We start from the raw sequence: 12,159 nt of genomic DNA on the forward strand, positions 1-12,159 counted from the left end.
TATACACATGAAGACTTCTTTTAAAGTAGTCATCGTTGGAGGAGGAACTGCTGGCATTTCAGTAGCTGCACGTTTACTTCGTCAATCTCATTCGCTTCAAGGGGAGATTGCCATCATAGATCCTGCAAAAAAACATTATTATCAACCACTCTGGACATTGGTGGGAGGTGGTGCAGCAAATAAATGGGACTCTGAGCGTGAAATGAGGTCCGTTATTCCTAAAGGAGCTGTTTGGTTAAAAGAAGCTGTTAGTAGTTTTGATCCCAATCAAAACCAGGTTCTAACACAAGAGGGTACAACATACACGTATGATTTTTTAGTAGTCGCCGGTGGGATAGAGATTAACTGGGGTGCTATTAAAGGGCTAGAAGAAGCACTTGGGACTAAAAGTGTATGCAGTAATTACTCATTTAAGCATGTGGATTATACGTGGGAAACGATCCGTAATTTTAAGGAGGGAACGGCATTATTTACACATCCGAACTCTCCAGTAAAATGTGGCGGTGCTCCACAAAAAATTATGCATTTAGCAGAGGACTATTTTAATAACGTCAATGTTCGTGACAATATTAACGTTATTTTTGGTTCTGCCAATCCAGCGATTTTCGATGTTTTAAAATATCGAGAAGCACTTGAAAAGGTAATTGAGCGGAAAAATATTGATGCACGATTCCGTCGTAATTTGATTGAAATTAAGGCGGATGAAAAAATAGCTATCTTTGAAAATTTAGATACGGGCATATTAGAAGAAATTAAATACGACATGATTCATGTGACACCATATATGTGTTCACCTGAATTTATTCGGACAAGTGCATTAGCAGACGAATGTGGCTGGGTAGATGTCGACAAATTTACTTTGCAACATAAAAAGTATAGCAATGTGTTTGGAATAGGTGACAATGCCAATCTCCCAACTTCCAAAACAGGTGCAGCTATACGCAAGCAAGCGCCCGTTGTTGCACAAAATCTTATTTCTTTAATGCGACAACAGCCAATGACACAAATGTATAATGGCTACTCTTCTTGCCCGATTGTAACAGGCTACAACAAACTGATATTAGCTGAGTTTGATTACAATAAAGAGCCTGTCGAATCTATGCCTTTTAACCAGGCTGTGGAAAGATCCAGTATGTATTTCATGAAAAAGGATTTACTGCCTGTCATGTACTGGGATGGCATGTTGAAAGGAACAATGTAATTACAAATGAAGGGAGGCGACAAGTATGGCTAATGCAACGGTAAGTATGAGCGAAGAATTATATCAAATAATCGAATTGCTTGAGAAACCAGAAGTTCGGCACTCTTTACAGCGATTGTTGGATAAATTACCGAATGTAGAGCAAACGATAGATTCAGCTGAAAATGTTGTGGATTTTGGAAAAGCAGTACTGACGGATGAAAAGACAATAGATCGATACGAACGATTTGTCACTACTTATAATGTAGGCTCAGAAACGATAACAGCTATTGTACAGCTTATAGAGAAATTGCCAAAGCTTGTTCAAATCATTCATCAGTTAGAAAACATCGTTGATTTTGGAAAAGCAGTACTTCAGGATAAACAAACGACAGAATATACATTGAATAATTTAAAGAGCTATATCGATCCGTATGTTGAAAAAGGAAAGACAGGTTTGGATTTCTTAAAAATGGTACAGCAAAGAGCAGAAGAAAAGCCTCAGCATATTAATGTTTTTTCAATTGTTAAATGGCTGAAAGATCCTGCTGTTCAAAAAACACTGAATTATGTCCAATCGGCATTAGATATTTTAAAAGAAAAAAATTGAGTATAAAGGGGAGTTTAAACATGCTATTACGATATTTTTACGATGAAAAATTAGCACACGCTTCTTATGTTGTGGGATGTCAGGCGAAGGGAGAAATGGTTATCGTTGATCCGATGCGTAATATTGAACCCTATCTTGCATTAGCAGAAAAAGAGAAGATGCAAATTGTTGGCGCATTAGAAACGCATATCCATGCTGATTTTGTAGCGGGGTCTCGTGAGTTAGCAGACCGTGTTGGAACAAAAATGTATATTTCCGATGAAGGGGATGCTGATTGGAAGTATCAAAATCTGGAAGGTATTCCTCATCAATTATTAAAAGATGGTGATGAATTTAGTATAGGTAATCTTATCTTTAAAGTTATGCACACACCTGGGCATACGCCTGAAAGTATCTCCTTCTTATTAACGGATCGTGGCGGCGTAGCAGATAAACCAATGGGAATTTTTACGGGTGACTTTGTCTTTGTAGGTGATATTGGACGCCCTGATTTATTAGAAAAAGCTGCTGGGATTCAGGGTACATCACTATCTGGCGCAAAAGCAATGTTTAAATCATTAGAACGCTTTAAGGATTTACCAGATTACATGCAGCTTTGGCCGGCTCATGGAGCAGGTAGTGCTTGCGGTAAAGCATTAGGAGCTGTGCCGTCCTCAACAGTTGGGTATGAGAAGCAATTCAACTGGGCTATGCAATTTGATGATGAGCAAAAATTTATTGACGCGTTACTAGATGGTCAACCGGAGCCTCCTTATTATTTCGCTGTTATGAAGCGTGTCAATAAAGTAGGGATAGAGCTTATTAAAAACTTACCGCCGGTGAAGGCCGTGTCAAGCTATGAAGAAATTGTTCAACTTCTTGCAGATGGAAAGCAAGTTATTGATACACGTCCAGCGGAAGATTTCTCACAAGGATTTATCGCTGGTACACTAAACATTCCTTACAATAATTCATTGACAAATTGGGCTGGTTGGCTAGTAGATTATACAAAACCATTATATTTACTAGTTAATCTTTCGCAACTAGATAATATTTTAATAGCTTTACGTTCTATAGGTATCGACAATGTTGTTGGTTATGGGGATGTAACGAAAGTTTTGGAAGAGGCTACTTCTCTAGAAAGTTATGAAAATATAACGCCTTTAGAAGCGAAATCATTAATTGAAAGTGAACAAGTTCATGTGCTTGATGTGCGCAATCAAACAGAATATGATGCGGGGCATATTGAAAACGCTCAGCATATTATGGTTGGTACATTATCTAAACGTTTAGATGAATTGCAAACAGATAAAAAAATTGTTGTACAATGCCAAGGTGGCGCTCGTTCTGCAATTGCTGTAAGTGTACTGAGAGCAAATGGCATTCATAACATTGTAAATTTAACGGGCGGCTACATGGCATGGCAACAAGAGGTAATGGCTAAAAAAGAAAGTTTTATTTAAAGAGGTTGTTCTAAAAGAAAAATAGCATACTAGTAATCCTAGTCTGCTATTTTTCTTTGTTTAGTACTTTGGAAGATGAGAAGTAGAAATCGTTATTTTTAATCAAAATGGATTATGAGACTCGTCTGTGAAAGCTAAATGGATTTAGACAACCTTTTTTCTCGTTAAAAGGGGTTAAAAAATGATTATTGCAAGTTTGAGTATATTCCTTCTTATTATTGGTAGAATGATTTATAAACGCCATGTCCCGGTACGTCAAATACAGGAGTGTTTACCGCGAGAGTTAAATGCGGGAACGGCGATAGTGGATGTACGTGATTATAATGATTCTTACAAATCACCTACACCAAATGCATTAAATTTACCAATTTCCTATTTGGTCCGTCACATACATGAACTACCAAAAAAGCCCCTTCATATTATTGCATCAACACAGCTAGAAAAAAATATGAGTGTTCGTATCATTCGGAAAGCAGGGCATGAAGTTAAGAGTTATAGCTTGATAGAAGAAAAAGTATAGGGCAAAGTATGCTGGTTGGTAACTTAAAGGAATGCATTGATTCTTGTTGTGCTTTCAATTTTAAGTCTGGAGTGTGTTTAAATTGGAGAAAGAACAGCTATATTTACAGCAAATATTTCAATATATTCAAGATGGAATTATGATTATGAATCACAAACGTGAGATTTTAATGATGAATCCCTCGGCGGAGCGGTTAACAGGATGGAAATTAGGAGATCGAGTGCCCTTTTGTTCATTTTGTGAAAACCGTCAAAAGTCTCCAAGCGAACATACATGTTATTTAATAGAACATAATGAGATTCCCTATTTTTTATCGAAAATGCCGACGTATCATGGTAGTAAGATAGATGTTGAAATGAGCACGGCATTGATGTACACAGACGGTAAAACCAACGAGCAAGAGTTTCTGCTTGTATTGCGAGATCAGACTCTTCAGTTAAAGGAAGAAGAGGCCCGGATTTCAAAGCTTATTATTAAAAAGCTGATTGAGGCAAAAGAGGAAGAACATAAAAGGCTTGCGCAGGAATTACATGATGGTGTTGGCCAATCATTATATACAGTATCTGTTGCACTACAAGCGATTGAATCTTATGTCAAAGACAATGAAAAGCTAAATACGTATATTGAAGAAGTACGCAATGAGCTAGAGCAAGTAATGAATGATATTAAATTGTACTCTTATCAACTTCGCCCTCATAGCATTGATCAGTTAGGGATTACACCTACATTAGGCACCCTTGTCGATTCAGTGCAAAAGGTACATCCTGATATTGCTATATCGTTAGAAACAGATTTTGAAGAACGTTGTCATCCATCTGTGGAAATCAATATTTATCGCGTCGTACAGGAGGCTTTACACAATATTACTAAATATGCCAAAGCTTCTAAAGTCGTCATTCGGCTCGAAAAGAAAGCTACAAATTTAACGCTCAATATAGAAGATGATGGCGTAGGATTTAATCTACAGCAAGTGAAAAAAGAAGGGCTTGGCTTAAAGCATATGGAGGAGAGAATTACATTGTTAGGCGGATTTTTTAATATTACTTCAGCTCACAATAACGGTACACAAATTAGTATTCAAGTACCTAATTGGAAGGATGACTTTAGATGATTCGTGTTTTAGTAGTAGATGATCATGTGCTAATCCGTAAAGGAATTGTTCTTTTATTGGAAAATTATATAGATATAGAGGTTGTAGGTGAAGCGGGTGATGGAGCGGAGGCGATCACTCAGGCAATATCATTAAACCCAGATGTCGTTTTGATGGACGTATCCATTCCGAATGGGTTAGATGGATTTACGGCTACTCAAGAAATTCATAAGCAAATGCCTAACGTGAAAATTATTATGTTAACAATGCACAATGAAGTTGCTTATATTCAAAAAGCGATTGCTGTTGAAGCCCATGGCTATATTTTAAAAAATAGTCAAGGTGGAATTCTCTATGAGGCTATCCATGCTGTATATAGTGGTCGCATATATTACAACGTTGGTATTCCGCAGGAGCAGATGGATAAATTATTTGAACATAAAGGACATGAAGATCAATGCATTTTAACTGTGCGTGAGCAGGAGATAATGAGGTTAACAGTTCTAGGGTATACGAATATCCAAATTGCTGGGCAGCTATATATTAGTAGTAAAACGGTTGAAAATCATAAATCGAATATTATGCAAAAGCTCGATTTAAGTAATAAAGCTGAGCTTATTCAGTATGGGCTTGCAAATAACTATATGTAACAACTTGTTACTGTTGAAAACTGGTGCAATATGTAAAGTAAAATATATAGCTCTTCTGCAAAATGAGGGGCTGATTTACGTTCCGACTAGGCGTTTTGTAGCTGCCGCTTCGCTTTCGCTACAGATAAAACATTTGTTGTTGCTGTCGCTACGCTTTCGCACAGATAAAACATTTGTTGTTGCTGTCGCTACGCCTTCGCGCAGAGCAAAGCTTCTTGGGGGCGTTCGATGAGACCCTAGAGTGCAAGCAAAGCGACTTACGCCAAGGTGAAATTGATGGACATACATTTTTTTATAATTATTACTTTGCTGACAAGCTAAGATCACTTGAAAGATGAGTGATCTTTTTTTATTTATTAGGAATAATTTTCAATATTGTCACAGTGAGTAAAGCTAATAGTGGAAAACCCCTATATGTCTGAAATTGTAGCAGGACTATACTGAAAGCACATAAATAAAAGGAGATGCAAGCACAGTGGATATAACATTTATAATTGTGATTTTCCTGATTGGATTCGTTGGATCTTTTGTGTCCGGTATGTTGGGGATAGGCGGTTCAATCATTAAATACCCAATGCTACTATATATACCGCCACTTTTTGGCTTAGTCGCATTTTCAGCACATGAAGTTTCAGGTATTAGTGCGGTACAAGTGTTTTTTGCTTCGATTGCAGGGGTTTGGGCGTATCGAAAAGGTGGATATCTTAATAAGCCACTCATTATTTATATGGGAGGAGCAATTTTAGTTGGTAGCTTTGTTGGGAGCTACGGGTCAATGTTTTTATCTGAAAACAGTGTGACTGTCGTCTACGGTATTTTAGCCTTGGTTGCAGCTGTGATGATGTTTATTCCTAAGAAACAAATTGATGATAAGCCAATGAATGAAGTAACCTTCAACAAGCCGCTAGCAGCTATTTTAGCATTTATAGTTGGGATTGGTTCAGGGATTGTTGGTGCTGCAGGTGGTTTCTTACTTGTTCCGATAATGCTTGTTGTGCTCGGTATTCCAACGCGTATGACGATTGCAACTAGCCTAGCCATTACGTTTATCTCATCGATCGGAGGAACAATCGGAAAGTTAATGACAGGGCAAGTCGATTACTATTCTGCAGTAATTATGATAGTGGCAAGTTTACTTGCAGCTCCCCTTGGCGCAAAAATAGGTAAAAAAATGAATACAAAAATTTTGCAAAGTTTTTTAGCCGTACTCATCTTAGCGACAGCGATTAAAATTTGGGTTGATTTACTATGATGGAAAAACAAAAGGCTGCTGCATATAAATCGCATGAGAAAAAGCTAATAATTATAAGTTTTTTAGTAGCGGGGATAATGTTTCTTTCGATAATTGGAAGAATTTTTGGTACCTAGGAGATGAAATAAAATGAATGATTCAGCTGTAATGTGGAGTCGAGCCTTAACGGAGTTAACATTATCATTTCATATTGTCTACGCAACAATTGGTGTTGGTATACCTTTAATGATAATGATTGCTCAATGGGTTGGATTGAAAAATAATGACGAACATTATTTATTACTCGCAAGAAGATGGGCAAGAGGGTTTGTAATTACTGTGGCAATCGGTGTTGTCACTGGTACAGCGATTGGATTGCAGCTATCGCTACTATGGCCAAACTTTATGGAGTTGGCTGGTCAGGTAATTGCATTACCTTTGTTTATGGAAACATTCGCGTTCTTTGTTGAAGCCATTTTCTTAGGGCTTTATTTATATACTTGGGATCGATTCAAAAATCCAAAGCGCCATCTATTATTATTGGTTCCAGTAGCTATTGGTGCTTCTATGTCGGCTGTTTTTATTACGATTGTGAATGCATTTATGAACGCACCGCAGGGCTTTGACCTTGTAGATGGAGAGCTTGTAAATATTCAACCAGTACTAGCTATGTTAAATCCCGCGATGCCAACGAAGGTAGCGCATGTATTAGTAACATCTTATATGACTGCGGCATTTTTATTAGCCTCTATTGCAGCTTATCGTATGCTGCGAGGATCGAAGCATGTGTATCATAAAAAAGCGTTACATCTATTATTGAAACTTGGCTTAGTATTTTCGATAGCGGCACTGATTGTAGGTGACTTTTCTGGGAAGTATTTAGCTGAATATCAACCTGAAAAATTAGCTGCTGCTGAATGGCATTTTGAAACAAAAGAGGATGCTTCACTTGTGCTATTCGGAGTGTTAGATGGAGAAGAAGTGAAATACGCCATTAAAGTACCATACGCACTAAGTGTATTGGCGCATAATAATCCTTTTGCAGAAGTAAAAGGTTTAGATCAATTTCCTGAGGACGAACAGCCGCCACTTTATATTCATTATTTGTTTGATGTCATGGTAGTTATCGGAACTTTACTAATTGTCGTTGCAGCTATTTATGTGCTAGGTAAGTGGCGAGGATGGAAATTTATTTCTTCAAAAAGTTTTAAGAGAATAGTAGTGGCAGGTGGTCCGCTATCTCTTATTGCTGTTGAGGCAGGCTGGTGGTTTGCGGAAGTAGGGCGTCAGCCTTGGATACTTCGTGGTTATATGAAAACGGCGGAAGGTGCTACAACAAGTGGCCAAGTCGATACTATGCTAATACTATTTGCGGGGCTGTACATTGTATTAGCGGTAGGAAGTATCGTTGTACTTATTCGTATGTTCCGTAACAATCCGATTGAACGTGAAATTGAAGAACATCAACAAGAGGAAGGATGTGCAGGGCAATGAGCTTAGAAATATTAGGGATTTCAGTACTATGGTTATTTCTATTCGGCTATGTCATTGTTGCGTCCATAGACTTTGGAGCGGGCTTCTTTAATGCGTATAGTGTCTTGATTGGTAAAGACCAAATACTAGCAAATGTTATTAAGCGTTATTTATCTCCGGTGTGGGAAATTACAAATGTCTTCCTTGTATTTTTCTTTGTTGGAATGGTAGGTTTCTTTCCTCAAACAGCTTATTATTACGGCACAATTTTGCTAGTGCCAGTCAGTATTGCATTAATATTAATTGCAATTAGAGGGAGCTATTATGCATTTGAGTCCTACAGTGAAAAAGGTGGACATATTGGTTATACAATGATGTACGGAATTACTGGTTTATTTATACCTGCATCTCTTTCTATTGTGTTAACGATATCCGAGGGAGGGTTCGTAAAAATCGTAAATGAAGAACCGCATTTGCAAATTGTTAAACTTTTCACAAATCCGTTAACTTGGTCTATTGTGTTATTAAGTATAGTTGCAGTTTTGTATATTTCAGCCGTTTTCCTAACATGGTATGGGAAAAGAGCGCGAGATGAACATGCTTCTAATTTAATGCGAAAGTATGCACTCGGTTGGTCGTTGCCGCTCATAATAAGTGTAATAGGGATTATGGTGGAGTTAAAGGGACATGTGCCTGAGCATTATGAAAATATGTTAAATCTGTGGTGGCTTTTCGCCATTTCAGGTGTGCTATTTGTTGTTACATTAATTCTTTTATTTAAAAAGAAAAACTATGGCATAGCAGTCTTTTTAATGGTTGCCCAATTTGGCTTTGCATTTTTCGGCTATGGTATTTCACATTATCCATATTTACTGTATCCGTACCTATCAGTCTATGATAGCTTTACAAATGAAACAATGGCAGTTGCATTAGTGATTACGTTTGTTGGAGGATTAGTTCTACTCATACCTTCACTATATTTAGTAATGAAATGGTTCGTGTTTGATCGTGATTATGCTTGCGGTAAACATGATCATCATGCATAGGGGGAATTATATATGAATCAATTTATTATTTTGTATGCACCTTTTCTTGTAGTAGCTATTAGCATTGTGATTGGCTTTTGGATAGGGCCGAAAGATCGTCAAATTAAACGGTAGGCTGTGGACGCTGATCCCCAAAAGAGTCGCCCTGTTACTTATACAAAAAATGTCATCCCACCCATTTGATGTCGAACCTAATTTAAATAGAGTAAATACAAAAAGGGACTATATGAAAAGCGTGATACTACACTTTCCATATAGTCCCTTTAAGTGTCTAAAGATAAGTTTTACTTCATGCAACGCTCTGATGGTCGCTCAATTTTTACATAGCGCCATAAGCTATTAGCGATATCACGTGCTTCTTCTGTGTGTCCGGTTCCAACGAATGCTTTCCGGAAAGGTGTAAGAAGTGATTCAATGATAAAGAGCTTTGGTTTCTCACGCTGTAATTCCTTTAATAAGAATTCTACGTACTCTAAGCCTTCCGCTGTTTCATTCTTCGATATTCCCTTCTTAAAGCCTGTTAATTGCTCGATGACCGTTTCCTTATCAACTGTTTTATAGTTCGCGACGTTTTGTATCGTGTTGATCATTTCCGTACTAATGAGGATTTCTTTTGATTCAAGCATAACAGGTATAATTACGCTAATATTGCGTAATGCTACACGTACAATGGCTTCGCGATTTATATATTTATAATCAGCAATTAAGACAGCACGTATTGAAAGGTTAATCATACCAAGTGTCTGCACAGCACATTCGTAGCTAATTGGACTAATTTCTTCTCCAAAAACTTGTACAAGTCGATTGGCAAGCCACTCCAGTTCTTGTAAATGATAGTTCAAAATGATTTTTTTCAGTTCGTTATCACGAGAATGGAAAACCGATTCAAAAATTTGAATTAAATTATGTTCTCGATTGACATACATGAGTACCGCAACTTGCTGTGTTAATACTTCCATATCAGTAGGGTCTTTGCCGTAAAGAAGTTCGTGGCGGCGATTACTTGCCTCCTCACGCCCTTCATCTAATATGGCGATTAGGCATTCGTTTTTAGAAGAAAAATGATTATAAAATGTACCCTTTGAAATTTTAGCTGCACTAATGATGTCGTTAATCGATGCATCTACGAATCCTTTTTCAATAAAAAGAGCACGGGCAGCAGTAATGATTTGTCTTTTTCTTTTGTTCATAACCTCACCTTTTTTAAAATATTATACTCTTATTCTATAGATTAAACGCCTATATATCAATGTTTTTAAAAAATATAATCTTAATTCTTGAAAAAAGTAGACTGCGAGTATAAAATAAGTTTTATCGAAAAAAACAAGAAAGAATTGAGGGATATAAATGAATAGTGGTCAAACACTGAAAAAGCCCCCCTATGGAATGATTTCAATTTTATTTGTGGGTGCTTTTGTTGCTTTTTTAAACAACACATTATTAAATGTTGCATTACCAACAATCATGAACGATTTTGGTATAACATATTCAACGGTACAATGGCTATCAACAGGCTATATGCTTGTAAGTGGGATTTTAGTACCTGCTTCAGCATTCTTTGTAACGCGCTTTAAAAATAGACATTTATTTATTGCAGCGATGTCAATCTTTACAATCGGTACAATTATGGCTGCCTTTGCACCTAACTTCGGTATGTTACTTGCTGGTCGTATGGTGCAAGCAGCAGGTGCTTCAAGTATGTCACCACTTTTAATGAATGTAATGTTAATTAGCTTCCCAAAAGAAAAACGTGGGGCGGCAATGGGGATCTTTGGTTTAGTCATGATTACAGCACCAGCGATAGGTCCAACGTTATCAGGATATATTGTTGAGCATCATGATTGGCGTATGCTATTCCAAATGATTATTCCGTTTGCTGTAATTAGTTTATTGTTTGGTATTTGGAAATTACGAAACGTGATGGAGACACGTGAGGTTCATTTAGATTTCCCATCAGTACTATTATCAACAGTTGCATTCGGTGGTATTCTATATGGTTTCAGTACTGCAGGGGATAAAGGCTGGTCAAGCCCTTGGGTATATGGCACAATTTCAGTTGGTCTTCTTGCTTTAATTATCTTCATATTTAAACAACTACGTATGGATCAGCCTTTACTTGAATTACGTATTTATAAATATCCGATGTTTGCACTGGGATCAGCTATCTCGGTTATCGTGTCTATGGCTATGTTCTCTGGGATGATTTTAACTCCTGCATATGTACAATCGATTCGTGGAATTGATCCATTTAAAGCGGGCTTAATGATGCTTCCTGGGGCACTTGTAATGGGGATTATGTCGCCGATTACAGGGAAACTTTTTGATAAATTTGGACCGCGTGTATTAGCGATTATCGGTTTAACGATTACAACAATTGCAACATTCGGTTTAACAAAGTTAGAAGTAGACTCAAGCTATACATTTATTGTGTCATTGTACACAGTTCGTATGTTTGGTTTATCAATGGTTATGATGCCGATTATGACAAACGGTTTAAATCAATTACCACAAATGATGAACCCGCATGGTACAGCTATTAACAATACTGTACAGCAAGTAGCAGGGGCAATTGGTAGTGCTGTGATGGTATCGTTCATGAATACCCGTACAAAAGCAACAGCTCAAGATTTAATTGCAGAAGCAAAAGTGAATGCAGCGCAATCAGGTGTTACACCAACGCCAGAGCAAATGCAACAAATGCAGGATCAAATTTCACAAACGGCTTTATTAGATGGTATTACACACTCATTCTTCATTGCAGCTTGTATTACAGTTCTTGCGCTAGTGCTTGCGTTCTTCCTAAAACGTGTAAAAATTGAAAGCTCAGCGGCTTCTATGGATATGAAAAAACCAACTAAATAATAATGAACTGATATGCTCCCCTATAGGTAGACGGATGAAGAAATATAATTCTGTT

At 37.3% G+C, this 12,159-nt stretch carries 13 protein-coding genes; 11 read left to right on the forward strand and 2 right to left on the reverse strand.

Annotated elements, in window-relative coordinates; all coding sequences use genetic code 11:
- Window positions 1–7: 7 nt before the first annotated feature.
- The 6 genes from AC1DCY_RS20155 (at window position 8) to AC1DCY_RS20180 (ending at window position 5,492) form a co-directional block, all read left to right on the forward strand.
- Window positions 8–1,201 (forward strand): FAD/NAD(P)-binding oxidoreductase, encoded by a 1,194-nt coding sequence (locus tag AC1DCY_RS20155; RefSeq protein WP_460013762.1) that lies wholly within the window; start codon window positions 8–10, stop codon window positions 1,199–1,201.
- A gap of 25 nt (window positions 1,202–1,226) precedes the next feature.
- On the forward strand, window positions 1,227–1,790 hold the full coding sequence (locus AC1DCY_RS20160; protein ID WP_477353082.1) for a helical membrane plugin domain-containing protein: 564 nt from the start codon (window positions 1,227–1,229) through the stop codon (window positions 1,788–1,790).
- 20 nt (window positions 1,791–1,810) lie between these two features.
- The gene (locus AC1DCY_RS20165) at window positions 1,811–3,232 is read left to right on the forward strand and encodes an MBL fold metallo-hydrolase (protein WP_477353084.1); all 1,422 of its coding nucleotides are present in this window, start codon (window positions 1,811–1,813) and stop codon (window positions 3,230–3,232) included.
- 181 nt (window positions 3,233–3,413) lie between these two features.
- A complete protein-coding gene (locus AC1DCY_RS20170) occupies window positions 3,414–3,752 on the forward strand; it encodes a rhodanese-like domain-containing protein (RefSeq protein WP_477353086.1) in 339 nt (112 codons plus the stop codon).
- Between the two features lie 73 nt (window positions 3,753–3,825).
- A complete protein-coding gene (locus AC1DCY_RS20175) occupies window positions 3,826–4,863 on the forward strand; it encodes a PAS domain-containing sensor histidine kinase (RefSeq protein WP_477353088.1) in 1,038 nt (345 codons plus the stop codon).
- The gene (locus AC1DCY_RS20180) at window positions 4,860–5,492 is read left to right on the forward strand and encodes a response regulator (RefSeq protein WP_477353090.1); all 633 of its coding nucleotides are present in this window, start codon (window positions 4,860–4,862) and stop codon (window positions 5,490–5,492) included. The genes AC1DCY_RS20175 and AC1DCY_RS20180 overlap by 4 nt, the downstream gene beginning before the upstream one ends.
- 75 nt (window positions 5,493–5,567) lie before the next feature.
- Here AC1DCY_RS20180 and AC1DCY_RS20185 read toward each other — a convergent pair whose 3' ends face one another.
- Window positions 5,568–5,819, reverse strand: a complete 252-nt coding sequence (locus AC1DCY_RS20185; protein WP_477353092.1) for a hypothetical protein — start codon at window positions 5,817–5,819, stop codon at window positions 5,568–5,570.
- Between the two features lie 148 nt (window positions 5,820–5,967).
- On the opposite strand from AC1DCY_RS20185, the gene AC1DCY_RS20190 reads away from it, so the two are divergent.
- The 4 genes from AC1DCY_RS20190 (at window position 5,968) to cydS (ending at window position 9,356) form a co-directional block, all read left to right on the forward strand.
- Entirely contained in the window at window positions 5,968–6,744 is a 777-nt protein-coding gene (locus tag AC1DCY_RS20190; protein WP_477353094.1) for a sulfite exporter TauE/SafE family protein, read from the forward strand.
- A gap of 129 nt (window positions 6,745–6,873) precedes the next feature.
- Window positions 6,874–8,217 (forward strand): cytochrome ubiquinol oxidase subunit I, encoded by a 1,344-nt coding sequence (locus AC1DCY_RS20195; protein ID WP_477353096.1) that lies wholly within the window; start codon window positions 6,874–6,876, stop codon window positions 8,215–8,217.
- Window positions 8,214–9,242 carry a cytochrome d ubiquinol oxidase subunit II gene (locus AC1DCY_RS20200; RefSeq protein WP_477353098.1) on the forward strand — a complete coding sequence of 343 codons (1,029 nt, stop codon included), beginning with the start codon at window positions 8,214–8,216 and terminating at the stop codon, window positions 9,240–9,242. Before AC1DCY_RS20195 ends, AC1DCY_RS20200 begins: the two co-directional genes overlap by 4 nt.
- A gap of 12 nt (window positions 9,243–9,254) precedes the next feature.
- Entirely contained in the window at window positions 9,255–9,356 is a 102-nt protein-coding gene (gene cydS, locus AC1DCY_RS20205; RefSeq protein ID WP_477353100.1) for a cytochrome bd oxidase small subunit CydS family protein, read from the forward strand.
- A gap of 170 nt (window positions 9,357–9,526) precedes the next feature.
- Here the strand turns inward: cydS and AC1DCY_RS20210 are convergent, their stop codons facing one another.
- Window positions 9,527–10,432 carry a TetR/AcrR family transcriptional regulator gene (locus AC1DCY_RS20210; RefSeq protein WP_477353102.1) on the reverse strand — a complete coding sequence of 302 codons (906 nt, stop codon included), beginning with the start codon at window positions 10,430–10,432 and terminating at the stop codon, window positions 9,527–9,529.
- A 157-nt stretch (window positions 10,433–10,589) separates the two neighbouring features.
- Between AC1DCY_RS20210 and AC1DCY_RS20215 the strand changes: the two genes are divergently transcribed.
- Window positions 10,590–12,104, forward strand: coding sequence for a DHA2 family efflux MFS transporter permease subunit (locus AC1DCY_RS20215; RefSeq protein ID WP_477353104.1), 1,515 nt, complete (start codon window positions 10,590–10,592; stop codon window positions 12,102–12,104).
- Window positions 12,105–12,159 lie beyond the last annotated feature (55 nt).

Source organism: Lysinibacillus sp. 10T31, assembly GCF_056394365.1.